The 21205-nt window shown below is 42.5% G+C and carries 18 protein-coding genes; 13 read left to right on the top strand and 5 right to left on the bottom strand.

Features of this window, described 5'->3' with window-relative positions:
• Positions 1–232: 232 nt before the first annotated feature.
• From BM003_RS01505 to acnA, 5 genes are all read left to right on the top strand, one after another.
• Positions 233–1165, top strand: coding sequence for a Gfo/Idh/MocA family protein (locus BM003_RS01505; protein WP_177184573.1), 933 nt, complete (start codon positions 233–235; stop codon positions 1163–1165).
• Between the two features lie 80 nt (positions 1166–1245).
• Positions 1246–2415, top strand: coding sequence for an N-acetylglucosamine-6-phosphate deacetylase (gene nagA / locus BM003_RS01500; RefSeq protein ID WP_093669351.1), 1170 nt, complete (start codon positions 1246–1248; stop codon positions 2413–2415).
• 1 nt (position 2416) lies between these two features.
• Positions 2417–3157: a glucosamine-6-phosphate deaminase gene (gene nagB, locus BM003_RS01495; protein ID WP_093669349.1), complete on the top strand. Its 741-nt coding sequence runs from the start codon at positions 2417–2419 to the stop codon at positions 3155–3157.
• Positions 3158–3161: 4 nt separating this feature from the next.
• The gene (locus BM003_RS01490) at positions 3162–3890 is read left to right on the top strand and encodes a GntR family transcriptional regulator (RefSeq protein ID WP_093669347.1); all 729 of its coding nucleotides are present in this window, start codon (positions 3162–3164) and stop codon (positions 3888–3890) included.
• A 179-nt stretch (positions 3891–4069) separates the two neighbouring features.
• Positions 4070–6778, top strand: a complete 2709-nt coding sequence (acnA, locus tag BM003_RS01485) for an aconitate hydratase AcnA (RefSeq protein WP_093669696.1) — start codon at positions 4070–4072, stop codon at positions 6776–6778.
• Between the two features lie 326 nt (positions 6779–7104).
• Here the strand turns inward: acnA and BM003_RS01480 are convergent, their stop codons facing one another.
• Entirely contained in the window at positions 7105–8478 is a 1374-nt protein-coding gene (locus BM003_RS01480; protein WP_093669345.1) for a dipeptidase, read from the bottom strand.
• Positions 8479–8676: 198 nt separating this feature from the next.
• Between BM003_RS01480 and BM003_RS01475 the strand changes: the two genes are divergently transcribed.
• The 4 genes from BM003_RS01475 (at position 8677) to dat (ending at position 11188) form a co-directional block, all read left to right on the top strand.
• A complete protein-coding gene (locus BM003_RS01475; RefSeq protein WP_093669343.1) occupies positions 8677–8796 on the top strand; it encodes an FbpB family small basic protein in 120 nt (39 codons plus the stop codon).
• A gap of 120 nt (positions 8797–8916) precedes the next feature.
• Positions 8917–9444 (top strand): GrpB family protein, encoded by a 528-nt coding sequence (locus BM003_RS01470; RefSeq protein WP_177184572.1) that lies wholly within the window; start codon positions 8917–8919, stop codon positions 9442–9444.
• A gap of 31 nt (positions 9445–9475) precedes the next feature.
• Positions 9476–10240: an SGNH/GDSL hydrolase family protein gene (locus BM003_RS01465; RefSeq protein WP_425441032.1), complete on the top strand. Its 765-nt coding sequence runs from the start codon at positions 9476–9478 to the stop codon at positions 10238–10240.
• A gap of 90 nt (positions 10241–10330) precedes the next feature.
• A complete protein-coding gene (gene dat, locus BM003_RS01460) occupies positions 10331–11188 on the top strand; it encodes a D-amino-acid transaminase (RefSeq protein ID WP_425441030.1) in 858 nt (285 codons plus the stop codon).
• Between the two features lie 107 nt (positions 11189–11295).
• Here the strand turns inward: dat and zwf are convergent, their stop codons facing one another.
• On the bottom strand, positions 11296–12768 hold the full coding sequence (gene zwf / locus BM003_RS01455; protein ID WP_093669337.1) for a glucose-6-phosphate dehydrogenase: 1473 nt from the start codon (positions 12766–12768) through the stop codon (positions 11296–11298).
• Between the two features lie 348 nt (positions 12769–13116).
• On the opposite strand from zwf, the gene cshA reads away from it, so the two are divergent.
• Both cshA and BM003_RS01445 read left to right on the top strand, forming a co-directional pair.
• On the top strand, positions 13117–14562 hold the full coding sequence (gene cshA, locus BM003_RS01450) for a degradosome RNA helicase CshA (RefSeq protein WP_093669335.1): 1446 nt from the start codon (positions 13117–13119) through the stop codon (positions 14560–14562).
• 283 nt (positions 14563–14845) lie between these two features.
• Complete coding sequence (locus BM003_RS01445) at positions 14846–15073, top strand: IDEAL domain-containing protein (RefSeq protein WP_093669333.1); 228 nt, start codon at positions 14846–14848, stop codon at positions 15071–15073.
• Positions 15074–15528: 455 nt separating this feature from the next.
• On the opposite strand, the gene BM003_RS01435 is transcribed toward BM003_RS01445, so the two are convergent.
• Together BM003_RS01435 and BM003_RS01430 are read right to left on the bottom strand one after the other, a co-directional pair.
• Positions 15529–16446 carry a DMT family transporter gene (locus BM003_RS01435; RefSeq protein ID WP_093669329.1) on the bottom strand — a complete coding sequence of 306 codons (918 nt, stop codon included), beginning with the start codon at positions 16444–16446 and terminating at the stop codon, positions 15529–15531.
• A complete protein-coding gene (locus BM003_RS01430; RefSeq protein WP_093669327.1) occupies positions 16443–16868 on the bottom strand; it encodes a reverse transcriptase-like protein in 426 nt (141 codons plus the stop codon). The genes BM003_RS01435 and BM003_RS01430 overlap by 4 nt, the downstream gene beginning before the upstream one ends.
• A gap of 148 nt (positions 16869–17016) precedes the next feature.
• Here BM003_RS01430 and BM003_RS01425 point away from each other — a divergent pair, with 148 nt between their 5' ends.
• Entirely contained in the window at positions 17017–18708 is a 1692-nt protein-coding gene (locus BM003_RS01425; RefSeq protein ID WP_093669692.1) for a formate--tetrahydrofolate ligase, read from the top strand.
• Positions 18709–18800: 92 nt separating this feature from the next.
• Here BM003_RS01425 and BM003_RS01420 read toward each other — a convergent pair whose 3' ends face one another.
• Positions 18801–20066: a BaiN/RdsA family NAD(P)/FAD-dependent oxidoreductase gene (locus BM003_RS01420; protein WP_093669325.1), complete on the bottom strand. Its 1266-nt coding sequence runs from the start codon at positions 20064–20066 to the stop codon at positions 18801–18803.
• A gap of 177 nt (positions 20067–20243) precedes the next feature.
• Here BM003_RS01420 and trhO point away from each other — a divergent pair, with 177 nt between their 5' ends.
• Complete coding sequence (trhO, locus tag BM003_RS01415; protein ID WP_093669323.1) at positions 20244–21182, top strand: oxygen-dependent tRNA uridine(34) hydroxylase TrhO; 939 nt, start codon at positions 20244–20246, stop codon at positions 21180–21182.
• Positions 21183–21205 lie beyond the last annotated feature (23 nt).

The raw sequence follows: 21205 nt of genomic DNA, 5'->3' as shown, positions 1-21205 counted from the left end.
ACAGAAGGGATTCTTAACTTTTTTTGAAAAGTGGCGGATCTTTCGGAAGAGCGAAATCTAAGATAACATGGTTGTAAAAGTTTAGGCCGTGAAGAATACATACGAAGAACAAGAAAATTTGCTGACTGTTGTACTACTAGAATTGAAAATGATTCTTTAACCCTTTTGTATAAACCATTCATGGGAGAATTGTATTACAATAGGAAGAAACAAGTGCGAGGATGGATGTTCTGTGATTAAAGTAGGTGTAATTGGAATTGGTTTAATTGCCGCAAATGCCTATCTTCCAATCTATGCGTGCATGGACGATGTTGATTTTTATTTCTGCACGCGTAATGAAAATACGCTCGATGAAATTCGCTCCAAGTATCGATGGAACCATCTTTTTACATCGATTGATGATTTGTTGAAACAAGGGATACAGGCTGCATTTGTGCATGCGGCGACGCCTGCGCATCCAACGATTATTGAGCGTTTGATTCACGAAGGTATAGCTGTATATACAGATAAACCGCTTACGGATCATTTTGAAAGCGCTGTATATCTGACGAAGCTTGCTGAAGAAAAACATGTTATGCTGACCACAGGATTCAACAGAAGATTTGCTCCACTGCTTACAGAAGCATCGCTTTTGCCTGATAAAACAATGATTATCTGTCAAAAGAATCGAGTGGACGCCTCCGGTGATTTGCGAACCATTGTATACGATGATTTTATTCACGTTTTAGACACTGTACGATTTATCATCGGGAAGCCAATTGATCCAATCTCTGTTCATTTTTCATGGAATAGTGAAAACCAATGTTCAGGAATACTCGCGCTATTTCGAAGCGGACATATTCTTGTGTCGGGAATCATGAATCGTGTAAGCGGCGCAAATGAGGAAACAACACAAGTGATGACTAGGCATGGGGAATGTGTCGTTCATAATCTTATGGAACGAGAATGGATAGAAGGCACTGCAAGACAGTTGAAACGATTTGATGATTGGACGAGCACACTTCACAAACGTGGTTTTGAACCAATCATTTCTGCATTCATTCAGGCGGTTAAAATGGGACAAAGTGAACCAATTGATAAAAGAGACGCATTGGAAACATACCGACTATGCGAATGGGTAACTAATCAGGGAGAGATTGAGTTGATTAATAGACGTTCAAATTAAGTTGGATAATCATTACGTATAGATGTCTAGACAATACGACGAATTGAGTGATAAACTAAAAGAAAAAAGGAAGCGATTGTATGGCGACTAAAATTGAAGGATGCTCTATTTACAGCAAGAATGAGTGGTTGGAAAAAAGCAGTCTGTTGATCGATAAGGAAAAGATTGTCAGTATTGGTGCAAATGAAACCGCAACCGCGAACCAAACGCTCCATTTTCCGGATACCTACAAGTGTTTGCCAGGTATGATTGACATGCATATTCACGGAGCAAACGGCGCAGATACAATGGACGCAACACCGAAAGCCTTGAGCACCATTGCCGCTGCGCTTGCTAAAGAGGGAACCACTTCATTTTTAGCGACGACTATCACACAATCGATCCCTGCAATTGAAAAAGCCGTTGTCAACGCAGGTGAAGCGATTGGCCATCAGAAATCGGGGGAAGCAGAGATTATCGGCATCCATTTGGAAGGCCCATTTATAAATAAGGAGAAAACAGGTGCACAACCAGAAGAATTTATTCTTGAACCAGATTGCGAGCTTTTCGATCATTGGCAAGATTTGTCGGGCAATCACATCAAAGAAGTAACACTTGCACCTGAAGCGAAAGGAGGTTTTGATTTTATTCGCCATTTGAAAGCGCAAAGTGTCGTCCCTTCAATCGGACACACCAACGGTATTGATGAAGATGTGATCCGAGCGATCGATGCAGGAGCTACTCAAGTGACACATCTGTATAACGGGATGAGAGGGATGCACCATCGCGAACCCGGCGTTCTGGGAGGAGCACTGCTTCATCATGGTCTTTATACGGAATTAATCTGTGATGGTCATCATGTCTGTCAAGGTATGGTAAATCTCGCATACAAGTTAAAAGGCAGTGATCGGATGATTTTGATCACTGACTCTATGCGCGCGAAGTGCATGAATAAAGGTGTCTACGATCTTGGCGGTCAGGATGTGTATGTAGATAACGGTCTTGCCGTGCTTAAAGATGGTACCATCGCCGGAAGTGTGCTGAAAATGAAAGATGCTTTGCGCAATATACTTGCCTTTACCGACGCGACACTCGCTGATGTGGTGCAGATGGGCGCGATTAACCCTGCGTTGCAGTGCGGCGTTTTTGATCGTAAAGGATCTCTCGAGGCGGGTAAAGATGCCGATTTAATTGTCTTAAATGAACAAAATGAGTTAGTATTGACGATTTGCCGAGGGACGATTGCTTATCAAAAGGAAGAGGTGCAATAAAATGCAGATTATCGCTGTTAAAGATATAAATGAAATGAGTCGTAAAGCTGCACAGATCATTCGTGAGGTTGTTCAGAATAAGCCTGACGCTGTGCTAGGACTCGCAACTGGTGGAACACCGGAAGGAACATATAAAGAGTTAGTTGCCGACTATCGCGAACATGGAACGAGTTATCATAAGGTTCACACGGTCAATCTTGATGAATATGCTGCCATTGATCCAAGCGACCCGAACAGTTACCACACTTATATGAAAGATCATTTCTTTAAATATATCGATCTCCCGGAGAATCAGCGGCATCTCCCCAATAGTGAAGATATATCGGAACAAGCGTGTGCTCGTTACGATGATTTGATCGCAAGTCTTGGAGGAGTGGATATTCAGCTGCTTGGGATCGGCCGTAACGGACATATTGGATTTAATGAACCAGGAACCCCTTTAACGATTGGCACACATGTAGTAAAATTAACTGATTCAACCCGGGACGCAAATGCTCGCTATTTCGGCAGTATTTCGGAGGTACCTGAGCGAGCCGTTACAATGGGCATCGGGACAATATTAAAAAGCAAGAAAATTATCATGGTTGTTTCCGGTGAAGAGAAGGCTGACGCAATGAGCAAGCTTGTTCGAGCGTCAGTCCCAGACAGCAGTTTTCCTGCTTCAGCCCTGGTTCAGCATCCAAATGTAACGGTGATCGCTGATGAACCTGCATTATCTCTAATTAAAATCAGCAAGGAATGATGGAATGATTGACCGTAAGTCTCCGGTGCCGATGTACTATCAGATTGAACGTTATATTGAACAGTTAATTGAGAGCAGGAATTTGAAAGCCGGCGATCAAATTCCTTCCGAACGAGAATTCACTGATCAGTTTCATGTATCACGAATGACTGTTCGACAGGCAATCATGGATTTAGTGAATTCAGGGATTCTGATTCGGATTAAAGGAAAAGGCACTTTTGTGTCCAATCAAGCTAAGATCGAAAAATCCCTGTTTGGACTTAACGGATTTTCAGAAGATATGATTGGACGCGGGATGAATCCCGGAAGCAAAATGCTGAGTTTTAAAAGGATCCGGCCAAGCGTCAAAATTGCTGAGCATCTCGGAGTGTCGGAAGTGGACGAGGTGTTTGAAATTAAACGTACGCGACTTGCAGATGGTAAACCGATGGCGATTGAAACATGCTATCTTCCGACGAAATTGGTTCCCAATCTTACCGAAGAGTTGGCAAGTCCTTCACTCTATCGATACATTGAACGCGAATGCGGATTAATGATCGATCACGCAGATCAATCGATTGAAGCTGCGATTGTCACTGCCGAAGAAGCAAAGATTTTGGAAGTACCTAAATCTTCACCGATTTTATTAATCGAACGCCGTTCATACTTAGAAAACGGTCAACCAATTGAGCAAACCAAATCGCTTTTTCGAGCCGATCGATATAAATTAATGATCACTCTGCCTAGGGGATAAGCATTGCAAGATGTGCTTATCTTTTTTATTGTATCTATCATGATAAGCGTCACTTATGAATGTAAATAGAATAAATAGAATTTACTTAATGAAAATGATCCATTATGATTAATATAAAGACATAGTCAAAAATCAGACAGGATGGTGAGACGATGGCAGCGGAGGTCGAAGCAAAATCAATGAAAAAAAATGATTTTTTCAAAGCCTTAAATACGTTCTCAAGCAATGGGAAAACAATAAACTTTTATCAACTAAGCGCATTGTCGGATTATGGTGATATTGAAAAGCTCCCTTATTCGATTAAAGTATTATTGGAAGCTGTTCTGCGCCAATGTGATGGCAGCGTGATTAAGAAAGAACATGTGGAAAATTTAGCGAGGTGGGGCACTGATAAACTGGATAAAAGCATTGATGTCCCATTTAATCCATCACGTATCATTCTTCAAGACTTCACGGGTGTACCAGCTGTTGTCGATCTTGCATCGTTGAGAAAAGCAATGGCGGATCTGGGCGGCGATCCTGAAAAGATAAATCCGGAAAAACCGGTAGATCTGGTCGTGGATCATTCAGTCCAAGTCGATCAATTCGGAACAAATCAAGCGCTTCTTTTTAACATGGATCGAGAATTTGAACGTAATGAAGAACGGTATAAATTCTTGAAATGGGCACAATCTTCCTTCCAAAATTTTCGTGCGGTTCCACCAGCTACCGGTATCGTTCATCAAGTGAATCTCGAATACCTAGCTTCCGTTGTTCATGCGATTAATGATAAAGATGGAGAAATACTTGCGTTCCCAGACACGTTGGTTGGGACAGATTCGCATACAACCATGATTAACGGACTGGGCGTTCTCGGATGGGGCGTCGGCGGTATTGAGGCTGAAGCGGGTATGCTTGGTCAGCCATCCTATTTTCCGGTTCCGGATGTCATTGGTGTACGTATTGTGGGCAGTCTGCCTAATGGAACGACCGCGACGGACCTTGCTTTGCGTGTGACTCAGTTGCTGCGTGAAGAAAGCGTTGTTGGTAAATTTGTTGAGTTCTTCGGACCGAGTCTCTCGCATATGTCTCTTGCCGATCGCGCAACAGTTTCAAACATGTCTCCGGAGAACGGAGCTACAGCAACGTTCTTCCCTGTGGATCAGGTGACCCTGGATTACTTGCGCCTAACCGGGCGCTCTGAAGAACAGGTGAAACTTGTCGAAGACTACTGTAAAGTGAACGGATTGTTCTATACGCCTGATGCGGAAGATCCGACCTTTACAAAGGTGTTGGAATTGAATCTGTCTGACGTGCATGCGTCACTAGCTGGCCCGAAACGTCCTCAAGACCGTATCGCCTTAACCGATATGAAAGAAGAATTTGAGGCGTCATTAACACGCCCATCTGGTAATCAAGGATTCGGCTTTCAGAAAAGTGAATTAAATAAAACAGCAAAAGTTGTCTACGAGAATGGAGCGCAAGAAGATTTAGACACAGGAGCTGTTGTAATTGCTGCAATCACGAGCTGTACAAACACAAGCAATCCGAGTGTCATGATCGGAGCCGGTCTTGTTGCGAAAAAAGCGGTGGAGAAAGGCCTCTCGGTTCCGAACTATGTCAAGACAAGCCTTGCCCCTGGTTCAAAGGTTGTTACCGATTATCTTGAGAAAGCCGGGCTGATTCCTTATCTAGAAAAATTAGGGTTTAATGTGGTTGGCTATGGCTGCACGACCTGTATCGGAAACTCCGGGCCGCTACCTGAAGCGGTGGAAAAAGCGATTGTAGACAAAGATCTCACCGTATCCGCAGTGCTCTCAGGTAATCGAAATTTTGAAGGACGCATTCACCCGCTCATTCGTGCGAATTATCTCGCTTCACCGCCTCTTGTTGTCGCTTATGCGTTGGCGGGTTCAGTTGATTTTGATGTAACGCATGATTCATTTGGTAAAGATCCGGATGGAAATGATGTTTATTTCAAAGACATTTGGCCATCAAGTGATGAAATTGAAGAAGTGATGAATCGTTCCGTAGGACCTGAAAGCTTTAAAAAGGAATATGAGAATGTGTTTACTGAGAACGAGCGATGGAATGCGATTCAGACAAGTGAAGGCGAACTGTATGATTGGGATACTGAATCAACTTATATTCAAAATCCACCATTTTTCGAAAATCTTTCTGCTGAACTAAATAAAATTAAGCCGTTAGAAGCGATGCGCGTCATTGGTAAATTCGGCGATTCGGTGACAACAGATCATATTTCCCCAGCCGGTTCCATCGCGCCAAAAAGTCCTGCGGGGTGTTACTTGCTTGATAAAGGCGTTCGGAGGTTCGATTTCAACTCATATGGTTCAAGGCGAGGCAATCACGAAGTTATGATGCGGGGAACCTTCGCCAATGTCCGGATCCGTAATCAGATTGCACCGGGAACCGAAGGCGGGTATACGACCTACTGGCCAACCCGGGAAGTCATGCCGATCTATGATGCCGCGATGAATTATAAGCAGAGCAGCACAAATTTGGTTGTTCTGGCCGGAAAAGACTACGGTATGGGAAGTTCTCGAGACTGGGCAGCCAAAGGAACCAATCTTTTAGGGATAAAGGCTGTGATCGCGCAAAGCTATGAGCGGATCCACAGAAGCAATTTAGCAATGATGGGCGTTCTTCCCTTGCAATTTGAACAGGGTCAAAGCGCTGAATCGCTTGGCTTGACCGGCGAGGAAGTCATTACGGTCTATGTAGATGAGAACGTTAAACCAAGAGATGCGGTTGAAGCTAAAGCGGTGAGCCCAGAAGGCAATGAGATTACGTTTAATGTCATTGTTCGTTTTGATAGTGAAGTTGAGATTGACTATTATCGCAATGGAGGCATCCTGCAAACGGTATTACGCAGAAAACTTACGGAATAAATTTATTGCTTTCAGTGTATTTTATTCGTCAATTGGGGCAGGATAATGATCGAAGGAGATCATTTTAGTGCCTTCAAACATTCGGATTATTTTCGGGGGAGTGGGTTCCGTTGGAAAGGTCAAAGATTGATCCTATGGTTTTCCCAAAGTTCTTTTACTAAAGAGTCTCTAGAAAAGATTCGTTTTGGATGAAAAAACTTCATATGACTTCTTCAACAAAAAAGAGGCTGTCCTTTTAATGAGGACAGCCTCTTTTAATTATCTAGAAAAAAATAACTAAATCTTCGCTTTTTACTAAAGCAAATTTTTTTAATGGGGGGGAAAAATTAGTTCATTTGCTTCGGCAGATCATATAAGAATGCGATTAAAGCGTGCAAACCGCGATCAAAGTTCTTAAGATGGAAATGCTCGTTCGGCGCATGAAAATTTTCACTGTCCAGACCAAATCCCATCAGAATCGGTGCAAGTCCAAGTTTGTCATGGAATGTGTTGACAATCGGAACCGATCCCCCTTGACGAGAAAGGATAGCCTTTGTCTTGAACGCTTCTTCCAAAGCATTATGAGCAGCTTGAAGAGCTGGGTGATTAACTGGCATACTGAATGGTTCCGCATGATCCAACAGTCTGACGTCAAGCTTTACGCCGGATGGCAAATGTTCATTGAGATGCTTTGTTAATAGAGCGCCAATGAGTGCAGGATCCTGATTTGGAACGAGTCTGCAAGTGATCTTTGCTGTTGCCGTTGACGGTATAACGGTTTTTAGGCCTTCACCTTGAAATCCGCCGAACAGTCCGTTCAATTCCAAAGTTGGGCGAGACCAAATCCTTGCGACCGTAGGATAGCCTTCCTCGCCATACAACGTATCAACACCAAGTTCATTTTTCAAAGCTTCATCATCCGAGAGTTTCTCGCAAGTCGTCCGTTCTTCATCGGTAAGTGGTGCCACCTGATCGTAGAATCCATCAACAGTTACATGGCCCTTATTGTCATGCAAAGTTCCGAGAAGCTCAACCATTGCGTGAAGCGTATTTTGTACGGCCCCGCCATAAACACCTGAATGCAGATCGCCTTTTGGTCCCTGAAGCTCAATCTCTAGGCCGCATAACCCACGAAGTGCGTAGCTGACAGCTGGTTGATCCATACTCAACATAGTTGTGTCTGACACAAGCAATACGTCCGCTTTCAACAAATCAAGATGGTCATCCACGAATTCATCGAGATGGGCGCTCCCAATTTCCTCCTCACCTTCGAAGCAGAATTTAATATTGACAGGAAGATCGCCTTTAGCCAATAGAATTGTTTCGGCCATTTTTGCCAACATAAAAACTTGACCTTTATCATCGCTTGTTCCGCGTCCATAAATGATATTGTCTTTAATAATCGGATTGAACGGATCTGTATCCCATTTATCAATCGGGTCAATCGGTTGAACATCGTAATGCCCATAACACAAAACAGTTGGTTTGTTTTCTGCTTTCAGGAAATCTGCGTAAACAACTGGATGGCCGGCGGTTTCCAGAATTTGAACATGCTCTAGCCCCCCGTTTTTAAGATCATTCGCCAACCACTCTGCTGCTCGTCTTACATCCGCTTTATGTGTTGAATCGGAACTAATACTTGGAATAGAAAGGAAGTCAGTCATTTGTTTCAAATAACGATCATAATTCTTTTTAAGTGTTTCAATAAGTTGTTTATCCATGGAAAATCCTCCCGTCTTAATTAACTTCTCCATTGTAGCAGATTGAACAATCATTCGACAAAATGTAAAAATGCAGGTTTTAAAAACAAATGTTGGGGAATGATAGATATATAATAAAAAATTCACACAATTAAATTTTATGAAAAAAAGATGATATACTATTCTTAACAAAAGGATGAGTAGAAAGGTGGGCTGTCTATGAGGAAACGTGATAGCATTAAAGAACTGATTCAGAAAAACAAGTCCGAAATTCTTAGGGATGAAAAACAATTAGCAAAAATTGAAGTCAAAATTGATAATAGACATACGGTTAAATAACAGAAAAATGAGAGCGCATTCAATAAAAAAACAGCGAAATGACGCTGTTTTTTTATTTTTCTTACGGCGTGCTATGTTAAAATGATATCAGTTCTCCTGACTGGTATAGAGGTGATTAAATTGGCACAAAGAGAAATTCAGGTTGTTCCCTATAACGAGGAATGGGCAGAATCCTATAAAAGAGAGGCGTTACGCGTGGCGCATGTGCTTACGCCGGTTTTAAAGGCGATTCATCATGTGGGAAGCACGTCAATTCCTGGAATTTTCGCAAAACCAACAATTGATATCTTAGCCGAGGTTAATGATTTGAATGCTGTTGATTTGTTAAACTCATCACTTTCCAAGCTCAATTATACAGCACTCGGTGAAAATGGAATTCATCAGCGCAGGTACTTTGTTAAGAAGGATGGGCAAGGCAGACATCTTTTTCATTTGCACATATTTGTAGTAGATACGGATAACGTTGTCCGGCATCTTGCATTTCGCGATTACTTGAGGACACATGATGAAGACGCAGCTTTTTATAGTACGCTGAAATGTCAACTGGCTCAACAATTCCCAGATGATCGTGAAAGCTATTGCACGGGGAAAAATGAACTCTGCAAACGAATTGAACAAATCGCGCTGCAATGGTGGTACGACGCATAAAATTAGTGCGTGAGGGAGGGGGTACAAGGTTATAAAAAAGAGAGTAGTAATCAGTATTTTAGCAATTATCGCGGCAATCTTTGTTGCGTTTCTCGTATTCTGGCATAGTGACAGGAATACGGCTCCACAAATCAAACCGAAACCGCTCAATTACAAGATTGTTGCGCTCGGTGATTCATTGACCGAGGGTGTGGGAGATCTTGAAAACCAAGGCTACGTGGGTGTAACAACAAAAGCGCTCAAGAAAGAGAAAAATGTAACGAACGTTACTATGCAAGATTTCGGTCATAGAGGGGACACGTCGGAAGATTTGCTGAAGAAACTGAAGCAGCAAAAAGTCAGTGACTCCATTAAAGCTGCCAATACGGTTTTTTTGACCATTGGTGGAAACGACATAGTTCATGTTTTTAAACAAAATTTTCTTGATTTGCATGAAAGCGATTTTGCAAAGCGTCAAAAAATATTTTCATCGAATTTGAACAAGATATTTTTGGAAATACGCGAATTGAATCCAGAAGCGCATATCTATTATTTTGGACTCTATAACCCGTTCGAGGATTACCTTGGAAAAGCAAACAAGGATTTTGTCCCGATCTTGAATCAATGGAATACCAACAGTAAGCGCATCAGTGCAAAATTCACACCCCTATCTTTTATACCTACTAGTGATCTATTTAAAGGCAAGACGGACCATCTTCTCTACGATGATCATTTTCATCCAAATAAAAAAGGATATTTGAAAATGTCTGATCGATTACTTCACTATATAAATGAAAATAAAGCAACCGATAAATAATTGGTATAGTCAAATCAGCACGAACAGGGATTGTCGGTTTCTAACCGGGGGCATATAATCAGATTATAAATCGTTTAGGGGGAAGCGGCAGTGGCTATGATTTTATATCAGGATCAATTTATTGATCGTGAGCAAGCAAAAGTGGATATTGAGGACCGAGGCTATCAATTTGGTGATGGAATTTATGAAGCGATGATGGTTTACAGCGGTCGTATTTTTCTCTTAGAACCGCATATGAAGCGTCTTGAACGAAGTGCTCGTGAGCTTAGTTTGTCACTACCCTATAGTGTTGGCCATCTTACTGAGAATATAAAGAAATTGATTGAGTTGAACAATTTGGAAGATGGGGTTGTCTATTTTCAAATTACGCGGGGGGCGGCGCCGCGTCAGCACTTCTTTCCGGATAATACGCCGACTGTGATCACAGGATCTGTGTCAGTACGAACACGTGACCTTACAAGCCGTCCTAAAGGTATCAAAGCATGTCTTGCTGATGACATTCGCTGGTTGCGATGCGATATTAAAACACTCAACTTACTTGGCAATGTTCTTGCAAAACAAAAGGCACATGTGTCTGGAGCCGGTGAGGCCATACTGCATCGTGAATCGACGGTGACAGAGGGATCGTCGAGCAATGTTTTTATTGTAAAGAACGGTCAATTGGTGACACATCCGGCCGACCATTTCATTCTAAATGGTATTACGCGATTGTTTGTTTTTGATCTTGCGAAGCAGCTGGATATTCCATATGTTGAACGCAAATTCACTGTCGATGAATTATTAGATGCCGATGAGGTATTTATCACGAGTACCAGTAATGAAGTGAATCCGGTCCTCCAAATTGATGATCAGATAATCAACAATGGGAAACAAGGTCCGATCTCAGAGAGACTGATTGCTGCATTTGATGCTGAAGTAGAACGAATCAGATCTTTTGCTCTTTCCTAAAAAACAAAAAAACGTCTCGCAAATTGCCGCGAGGCGTTTTTTTGTTGCACAAAGTATAAATATAGTAAAGGATGTAAGAAAACGAGTATAGACTTATGTCGAAGTTTTTATTCCATTTGCATGATCGGCCACCAGTGATGACCATTCTTTTCAAGCAATTCATCTGCTGAATTCGGACCCATCGAACCCGCTTCATAGTAGTCAACAGGTACTCGGCGCTTTTTCCATGAATCAACAATGGAATCAACAATTTCCCAGGAATAAGCAACCTCATCCCAACGCGTGAAGTTCGTTGAATCGCCATTAATACAGTCTGCCATCAGCCGTTCGTAAGCATCTTGCATATTCTCCATGGCAAGTTCGCTATTTCGGAATTTCAATGAAATAGGAACGGTATTCCCGGCATTTCCATTTTCCTTCACATTTAATTTTAATGAAAGACCTTCATCCGGAGAGATATAGATGACGAGTAGATTTGGCCCGACGTGATTAATGTTATGGAAATATGGATTTTTCGGCAGCTTTTTAAATTGAATCACAATTTGTGTTGATTTCTTAGCCATACGTTTTCCGGTTCGTATATAGAATGGGACGCCTTGCCATCGATAATTATCAATTAGGAAGCGGGCTGCGACAAACGTCTCGGTTTCGGAATCACTGCTGATGTTGTTCTCGTCAATATATGCGGGAAGTTTCTCACGCTCGGGTGTTATTCCTCTTGCATATTGACCACGAACAATTTGCTCCACGATATTATTAATGTTCATTGGACGTATTGCTTTAAGCACCTTAACTTTTTCATAGCGAACATCATTTGTTTCTAACCGGGTTGGCGGTTCCATAGCCACGAGTGTTAAAAGTTGCATAATATGGTTTTGAACCATATCCAATAAAGCGCCTGTCTGATCATAATAATTCGCACGGTCGCCAACGCCCAAAGTCTCGCTCAGCGTAATCTGCACATTTGAAATGTAGCGGCGGTTCCATATCGCTTCGAAAATCGGATTGGCAAAACGCAGCACTTCAATATTTTGAACCATCTCTTTTCCGAGATAGTGATCGATTCTGTAAATTTCATCTTCTTTAAACGCGTGGAGCAGGCTTTCGTTCAGTTCCTTCGAAGATTCTAGGTTATGCCCAAATGGTTTTTCAATAATGAGCCGTTTCCAACCGGGAGTTGCCGAGATGCCTGCTTTTTTCAAATTCTTCGCTGCTTCCGCAAAGTAGCATGGAGCGAGTGAAAGGTAAAAAATTCTGTTGCCATGCAACTGATAGCGGGTATCAAGCTCGTCACTGAATTTTTTTAAAGTGGCAAAACTTTCAGGTCGTGTAATATCAAGACGTTTATAATAAAAACGGGCTAAAAAGTGCTTGCGCTGTCCTGCTTCGGAAGGAAGCGAGTCATTAATTAAATCCCGAAATGACTCGTCCGTATGAGCGCGGCGCGCAAGACCGATTACTGCAAATTCTTGATCCCTGGTGTAAAGTCTATAAAGAGCAGAATAAAGTTTCCTTCGCGCTAAATCTCCTGTTGCTCCGAAAAGAAAAATTAAAACCGGCTCTTTTGACGTTTCAATCATTTTTCATTTCCCTCGTTCCTCAGTCATTATGTTTAAATGTTATCACACTTTTAGACTAATGTGTTACACTTTATTCCTGTTTCCTATGAAATGAATGTGAACAATGTCATTATTGACGGAATGCAGTGGTTTCAATCCGTATTTCACGATGCCTCCATTGCATTTCATGTCTGTACATGTTAAGGTAAATTCATGTGTTTAGGTAATCATAGGGATGGAAGAGGTTTACTTTTGAAAACAACGATGAAATCTCGTTCAATGTTTAGTAGGCATTTTCCGTCCGTCGCGGGGAATGCCTAATCATTTGTTTGATAAAACTAAACATGAAAAAGGAGATAGTATAGCTTAATGAAATTTGCAGAACTCGAAATTAGTGAAGAAATTAAAAAGGCGACCGAACGGATGGGGTTCACGGATATGACCCCGATTCAAGAGCAGGGAATTCCGGTTGCTCAAACAGGTGTGGACTTAATTGGTCAAGCACAAACGGGCACAGGCAAAACAACTGCTTTCGGTATACCGATGATTGAGGCGGCGGATCCTCAGAATTCAGATATTCAAGGTGTAGTTATTACGCCTACGCGTGAACTTGCTATTCAAAACGCGCAGGAACTGAGTTCACTTGGTTTTTATAAAAAAGTTAGAACGGTCGCTATTTATGGCGGACAGGATATTCAACGACAGATACGTGATCTGAAGAGGCGTCCAAGCATCATTTCAGCGACACCGGGTCGGCTGCTTGACCACATCAAAAGGCGGACAATTCGTTTGGATCAGATCAAAATGATTGTTCTTGATGAAGCAGATGAGATGCTGAACATGGGATTTATTGACGATATTCATGAAATTCTTGAAAGTACCCCGCAGGATCGTCAAACCCTCCTTTTCTCAGCAACAATGCCTAAACCTATTCAACTGCTTGCTGAGAAATTTATGCATGAACCAAAGAAGGTTCAAGTTAAAGCTAAAACACTTACAGTTTCTTTAATCGAACAGAACTACGTAAAGGTTAGAGAAGCTGAGAAGTTCGATGCTTTGACTCGTTTCCTCGATCTTCAATCACCGGAACGAGCGATTGTCTTCGGAAGAACGAAGCGCAGAGTTGATGAATTAATGCGTGCGTTGCAAAAACGCGGCTATGAGGCAGAGGGCATCCATGGCGATTTGACTCAATCAAAGCGTGACCTAGTGCTTCGCCGTTTCAAACAAAATGAAGTGAAGCTGCTGATCGCTACCGATGTTGCCGCACGCGGTCTTGATGTCAGCAATGTGACCCATGTATACAACTTTGACCTGCCGCAGGATCCGGAAAGCTATGTGCATCGAATTGGTCGTACGGGACGTGCAGGAAAGTCCGGTATGGCGCTAACCTTTATTACGCCAAGCGAATTCCCGCATCTTCGTTCAATTGAACGTCTGACGAAGCAGCCGATGAAACAACTTAATGCGCCGAGCTATGAAGAAGCACTCGTGGGCCAGCAAAAAGTAGCGGTTGATAATTTGAAGGAGACGCTTGAGTCCGGCAATTACCACGCATACGCAGCCAAAGCTCAAGAATTGCTCAATGATTTTGACGCAGCTGATCTGGTGGCTGCCGCTCTGAAGATTATTACGAAAGAACCGGATACGACGCCGGTTCGGCTGACACGCGAGTCTCCTGTTATGGTGAAACGCTCCTCAGGCCGTCAACAGCAAAGAGGCGGAAAAGGAAGAAATTATCATTCCCATGATCGTGATCACAGGCAGGGCAATAATTACAGAGGAAGAAGCAAGCAAAAGTCACAACGTTATTAAGTGAAAATTTTACCTGAAAAGAAGCCAATTGGCTTCTTTTTTTTACACTGATAAGCAAGCATCCATAAAAGAACATAAGGCAATGAATGAAAAAATGGTTTGGTAAGAGGGGAACTTTAGCTGAACACCCGTACTCTGTTGATGCGCATATCCAAAGGTTTCAATAATAACAGAATCCTTTAAATCATAATAGTTAGAAAAGTAAAAAGAAAATTAATCTAAATGGTTGTAACTTTCAGAAAAAAGGTGTAGAATAGTAAAAAGTGCAAAGGGGGCAATAAAGATGAACAATGATCACTCTTTCCAGGAGAATACGAAGGCGCTTGTTGTTTACAAAGAACAACAGGCGAAGGTCTCGGTTGTCGAAATGTATGCCCAAATGATCCTTGATGAAATGGAATTCAATCAAAAAGTGAATCAATTACGTGAACAGATTGATGCGAGTTTGGATTCAAGGAATGAAGCACTTTTTATGAAACTCACTGCTGAATATATGGACTTAACCCGCTGAGTTTGTTCGATTGCGGGTTCAATAGAAGGAAACGTATGGTTGTTGCCGGTGAAGGTGGACGATTGATATTTCTTCACACATCATTTATTTTATTTGTTTCCACGATTTTTCAAAACACATACAACGAAAAGGGAGTCCATGTTGGACTCCTTTTCCGTTGTATGTGTTTATTTCAGGTAAAAAAAACATGTGATTTTTGGTTATGCAAAAGATAGTGCATCAAACACGCAGTGCCAGTGAGAACCCGCAGATTCCTGCCTGTCTGAGGAGGCTCGCGCTGCGCCCGCGGCAAGCGAGTAACCGAAGTGACGATTCAGTACAATAAAGACATGAACCAATAACACATGGCTGGGGATTAAGGACCGGGCGCTTTTTGCCCGGTTTTTCTTATATTCTGATATGAGTAAAGCGGAAGAAAAAAGGCTTGGCAAAGCCAAATGTTCTAAAGCTGTGATTTATTTGACTGACTGATTTTTCCGAGCTTTAACCGGCCATTCCGCGAGAAACATGCCGACCAGTATCAGAATAGATCCTGTTAATTCACTTGACCCGAACTGTGAGCCTTGAAAGAGAACAGAAGTCCATGCGGCAAAGACCGGCTCCATTATATAAATAATACCAACATGAGTGGCTGGTGTTTCTTTTTGCAATGCCGTTTGCAGAAGAAACGCGAAAGCCGTTGCAAATAATGCCATGAACAGGATTACGATAATGACATCGGTTTGAAGCAAAATGCGCATATTAAATGCTTTGCCTCCTTCAAAAAAGATTCCGACAACAAATGCCAAAAATGCGACTGCACTGAGCTGCACAATGGTCAGAGATAAACTATTATAGCGTTCGGTAACTTTTGCCGTGAAGATAATGTGCAGGGCGAAGGTTACAGCGCTGACAAGAACGATCAAATCACCCTTGTTTAAAGAGAATTGACCTCGCGTGGTGAGGAAAAACAAACCTATTGCAGCAAAAACAACACCAGCAATCGCAGCCGGCCGCGGCGCATTCCGCAATAAAAGCGCGGAAAAAATTGGGACAAGCACGACACTTAGCCCTGTAATGAATGCAGCATTCGAAGCCGACGTGTAAAGCAAACCAATTGTCTGGCAGACATAACCCGCAAATAAAAAAACGCCTAAAAGCATGCCGGAACCCACTACAGACCAACTGTATCGGCGGACGACTGATTTGCTCTTTTTTCTGTACATAAATTGCCATAATGCGAGAAATAAGGCGGCGAAAAAAAAGCGCCATGCGTTAAACGCTAACGGTGTCAGCTTATCTAGAATATTTTGAACAATAATAAAAGTTGTACCCCATATGAAAGTGATTCCAACCAGGACGGAATCAGCAAGTAACACGCGTTTCAGTTTCAAAAGTTGTCCTCCTTTTTTTGTTTCTCATTGATTTGTTTGCGAATTGCTAGACGGGCCAGTGAATCAGCATTTTTATTTTGCTTTTCAGGAATCCATTTGCAAAAGAACAGGTCGAAGTTTTCGATCAATCCCATGGCTTCATTCAAATATGGAATGAATTGAACATTTTTAACATACCGCTTCTCTAATGCTTGATTTACGAGCTGAGAGTCCGTCCTGAATGAGACGATTCGATAGCCCTTATCATGTGCGTAGTTGAGTGCAGCAACGCATGCGGCAAATTCGGCTTCATGATTGCTTGAGAGTTCTCCAAAAGAGATTGAGTGCCTGATTTCTGTCCCATTTCCTTCGTTTATGTATATTCCGCCTCCCGCAAGACCCGGATTGCTGACTGCCGCACCATCAAATGAAACTTCAATCACATTCGTCACATCCTCATCGATCAATACATACTAATTAATTTGTCATGCAATAGAATTTTATGTCATTTTAGCATTGCTCACATTATGTTATCATAATAGAAGAAAAATGGCTGAACAACTTTAATAGTGAATGGGTGATTATGAGAAAATGTCAGAAACGTCGAAAACAGTAAAGTCGGACATTGAGATAGCCCAAAGTGCTGTACTCAAGCCGATCAGTAAGATCGCCGATCAACTCGGTCTAGATGAAAGCAGTTGGGAACCTTATGGGCGTTACAAAGCCAAAGTATCAGTAAATATTCTGAGTAAAATGAATGGTAAAGCTGACGGCAAGGTAATTCTTGTGACTTCGATTAATCCAACTCCGGCAGGCGAAGGAAAGTCCACGGTTACTGTTGGATTAGGTCAAGCTCTGAACAAAATTGGAAAAAGAACCGTGATTGCTTTACGTGAACCGTCCTTGGGACCGACAATGGGAATGAAAGGCGGAGCAGCTGGCGGAGGTTATGCTCAGGTAGTGCCAATGGAAGACATTAATTTGCACTTCACCGGCGATTTTCATGCAATCACGACTGCTCACAACGCGCTCTCAGCATTCCTTGATAATCATATTCATCAAGGGAATGCACTTAACATCGACGCCCGGAGGATTGTTTGGAAACGCGTGCTTGATCTGAATGACCGCGCGTTGAGACACGTCATCGTCGGGCTCGGCGGACGGACAAACAGTGTGCCCCGCGAAGATGGTTTTGATATTACAGTAGCCTCGGAAATCATGGCAATTCTTTGTCTTTCAGAAGATATTGAAGACTTGAAAAAAAGGCTTAGCCGAATGTTGATTGCATATACCTATGAAGGCGCACCAGTGTTCGTTCGTGATTTAAAAGTTGAGGGCGCACTGACCTTGCTTCTAAAAGATGCGATTCATCCAAATCTTGTACAGACTTTGGAAAATACGCCGGCATTCGTTCATGGCGGTCCATTCGCTAATATTGCGCATGGTTGCAATAGTGTTCTCGCGACGAAAATCGGAGCCAAATTAGGCGACTATCTGATTACGGAGGCGGGATTCGGTGCGGATCTCGGCGCAGAAAAGTTTCTCGACATTACGACGCGTGCCGGACATATTGATCCAAGCGCCGTCGTTATTGTGGCAACGATTCGCGCACTCAAGATGCATGGGGGATTAACAAAAGACGAGCTGAAGCATGAAGATCTTGATGCGCTTGCCCGCGGTATGGAAAACCTCGCTTGCCATATCGACACCATTAAATCATTTGGTCTTCCCTATGTCGTTGCAATTAATCATTTCATTTTCGATACAGATCGTGAAGTTGCTTATGTTACGGATTGGTGTGCGGCAAATGGACATCCTGTCGCTTTATCCAAGGTTTGGGAACAAGGTGGGGAAGGCGGAAAGGAACTCGCTCAATTAGTTGTAGAAACCATCGAAAAAGAAGAAAATCATTTTAAACCGCTTTATGAACTGAATGATTCGGTAGAAGATAAAATCAAAGCCGTTGTCACCAAAGTGTATGGCGGCAAAGACGTGGACTATTCGCCAAAGGCTCGAAAACAATTGAAATCGATTAAGCAAAACGGTTGGGACCAATTCCCAATTTGCATTGCCAAAACACAATACTCACTTTCGGATAATCCAAAATTACTTGGCAGACCAAAAGACTTCACGATTCATGTGCGCGAACTAAAAGCATCTGTAGGGGCAGGTTTCATCGTTGTGATGACCGGCAACGTTCTAACGATGCCGGGTCTCCCGAAACAACCGGCAGCTCTAAATATGGATATCGATAAGGACGGAAACGTGGTTGGGTTGTTTTAAGCGGATGTTAATAAATAGATAAAATTAAAAGCCGGCGCAAAGATAATGCGCTGGCTTTTTACGTATTACAAATTATGATCGAATTAATTTTGTTACTGCTCAACAGCATGTGCTGCAGCCGCTGTTCCAGCAGCGTGTCCGGTGACAAATGCTGAGGTAATATTGTAACCCCCGGTGTATCCGTGAATATCGAGAATTTCGCCGCAGAAAAAAAGCCCCGGCATTAATTTGGATTCCATTGATTTCGGGTTCACTTCTTTTAGTGAAACTCCGCCTCCCGTTATAAACGCTTTTTCAATCGAGAGCGTGCCTGAAATGCGAACGGGAAAGTGTTTTAATGCTTCAGTCATTTTACGAACATTTTCTTTTGAAAGGTCGTGAAAAGTCAAATCTGGAGATAACTCGATTTGCTCCAAGAGGAACATAAGATATCGTTCAGGTACAATACCTTTCCAAATGTTTTTAATGGCTTTTTTTGGCTCGTTTTTGGCAAGCCCAAGCAGCCGTGTAGTCAATTCATTTTCATGAAGATCCGGCTTGCTGTCAATGAGCACGATAACATCTTTTGTTTTGAACTTTTTTAAAGCCTTGACTACGAACTGACTTAGCCTAAGAACGGCAGGTCCAGATAGTCCAAAATGAGTGAAAATTATATCCCATCGATGCGTCTGAATGGCTTTTCCCTTCGGATTGACCAGTGTTACGGAGACATCAGACAATGCGAGTCCTTGGAGTGTTTTTTGTTGGATAAAGGGTTCATCGGATATAAGCGGAACCTCAGTAGGGTAGAGTTCAGTGATGGTATGACCTGCAACCTTTGCCCAAGCATATCCGTCCCCAGTGCTGCCGGTACTTGGAACGCTTTTTCCTCCAACCGCAACAATGACTGAAGCTGCCGAAAATTTCTGACCGTTCTTTGTTTTAACACCGGTGACGCAATCCGAGTAGAGAAGAGTCTGAACAGGCGTGTTCGTCTTAATGGTTATCTTCAGTGCTTGCATTTCTCTTAGAAGTGCAGTCACTACTGATTTTGCATTATTGGAAACCGGAAACATCCGTCCGTGATCTTCTTCCTTTAAATCGACCCCTAAATGTTCAAAAAAACGGATAATATCCTGATTATCGAAGGATGACAGGGCGCTGTATAAGAAACGTCCATTTCCGGGAATATGCTGAATTAGTTCATCAATAGGCATCGCATTGGTGACATTGCACCGACCGCCCCCGGAGATTGCCAATTTTCTACCCAATTTATCACCTTTATCAAGCAACAGTACATGGGCACCGTGCTCTGCTGCGGCAATTGCAGCCATTAATCCTGCAGGACCGCCGCCTACGACAATCACATCAAAATCCATTGTTGTTCGTCCTCACTTTAGCATTTTTCTATCGTAACCATAACAGAATTTGACTCATTTTTCATCTTTGACCTAAAAAAGAAGCGTATGTGATAATTGTCACAGCTAATTTAATCTGATAGGATAAACAAAGGAATGAAGTGATCGGATCGTACTGATCAATATGAGGTGATTAAATTGACAGAGAAAAAACAATTTCGAGTGCTCTTGTACTATCATTATGCAACGATTGATGATCCAAAGCTATTCGCGCAGGAGCATCTCCGCTTTTGCAAAGAGCTTGGATTGAAAGGCCGTATTCTAGTTGGGGGAGAAGGTCTGAATGGGACGGTTTCCGGCACAGCAAAACAAACGCAGATCTATATGGATACATTGCATCAGGATCCGCGATTTGCGAATATGCCGTTTAAAATTGATGAAGCAGACGGCCACGTTTTTAAGAAAATGCATGTTCGGCCACGTAAAGAGATCGTCGCATTCAACCTTGACAATGATATTAATCCGCATAAACTGACGGGTAAGCATTTAAAGCCTAAGGATTTCCTTGAGACGATGCGGGATGAAGATGTTCTCCTTATTGATGCTCGAAATGATTATGAAACGCAAATTGGGCATTTCCGCAACGCAATTTTACCGAATATCCGTAACTTTCGCGATTTGCCTGAATGGATTGAGAAAAACCTTTCTGATTTTAAAGAGAAGAAGGTGCTCACCTACTGTACAGGAGGGATTCGCTGTGAGAAATTTAGCGGCTATCTGCTTCGCGCCGGCTTTCAAGATGTCAGTCAGCTTGATGGCGGTATTGTCGAATACGGAAAAGATCCGGAAGTTAAGGGAAAGCTCTACGACGGGAAATGCTATGTCTTTGATCAGCGTATTTCCGTTCCGGTAAACCGTACGGATGAAGATGTTATTGTTGGTCATTGCCATCATTGCGGGAAATCATGTGATCGAATCGTGAACTGTGCCAATCCTGAATGCAATAAGCAAATCATATGCTGCGAGGAATGTGAGATAACACATCATCGATCGTGCAGCGAGGCTTGTTATCATCATCCGCGAAATCGTTATGTACAGGAGTCAACACAGAACCACTCTTCAGAAGCGACAGTGTGAGAAAAGAGTAAACGGTATTAGCG

The organism is Sporolactobacillus nakayamae (assembly GCF_900113325.1).
In the GTDB taxonomy this organism is placed as follows: Bacteria; Bacillota; Bacilli; order Bacillales; family Sporolactobacillaceae; genus Sporolactobacillus; species Sporolactobacillus nakayamae.
The sequence above is the reverse complement of the archived record's forward strand: the minus strand, read 5'-3'. Positions and strand labels throughout refer to the sequence as shown.

What these genes read in the sequence shown, in the direction of transcription:
- nagA (WP_093669351.1), top strand. Translation starts at nt 1,246, where the DNA reads ATGGCGACTAAAATTGAAGGATGCTCTATTTACAGCAAGAATGAGTGG.
- nagB (WP_093669349.1), top strand. Translation starts at nt 2,417, where the DNA reads ATGCAGATTATCGCTGTTAAAGATATAAATGAAATGAGTCGTAAAGCT.
- BM003_RS01490 (WP_093669347.1), top strand. Translation starts at nt 3,162, where the DNA reads ATGATTGACCGTAAGTCTCCGGTGCCGATGTACTATCAGATTGAACGT.
- acnA (WP_093669696.1), top strand. Translation starts at nt 4,070, where the DNA reads ATGAAAAAAAATGATTTTTTCAAAGCCTTAAATACGTTCTCAAGCAAT.
- BM003_RS01480 (WP_093669345.1), bottom strand. Translation starts at nt 8,478, where the DNA reads ATGGATAAACAACTTATTGAAACACTTAAAAAGAATTATGATCGTTAT.
- BM003_RS01475 (WP_093669343.1), top strand. Translation starts at nt 8,677, where the DNA reads ATGAGGAAACGTGATAGCATTAAAGAACTGATTCAGAAAAACAAGTCC.
- zwf (WP_093669337.1), bottom strand. Translation starts at nt 12,768, where the DNA reads ATGATTGAAACGTCAAAAGAGCCGGTTTTAATTTTTCTTTTCGGAGCA.
- cshA (WP_093669335.1), top strand. Translation starts at nt 13,117, where the DNA reads ATGAAATTTGCAGAACTCGAAATTAGTGAAGAAATTAAAAAGGCGACC.
- BM003_RS01445 (WP_093669333.1), top strand. Translation starts at nt 14,846, where the DNA reads ATGAACAATGATCACTCTTTCCAGGAGAATACGAAGGCGCTTGTTGTT.
- BM003_RS01425 (WP_093669692.1), top strand. Translation starts at nt 17,017, where the DNA reads ATGTCAGAAACGTCGAAAACAGTAAAGTCGGACATTGAGATAGCCCAA.
- BM003_RS01420 (WP_093669325.1), bottom strand. Translation starts at nt 20,066, where the DNA reads ATGGATTTTGATGTGATTGTCGTAGGCGGCGGTCCTGCAGGATTAATG.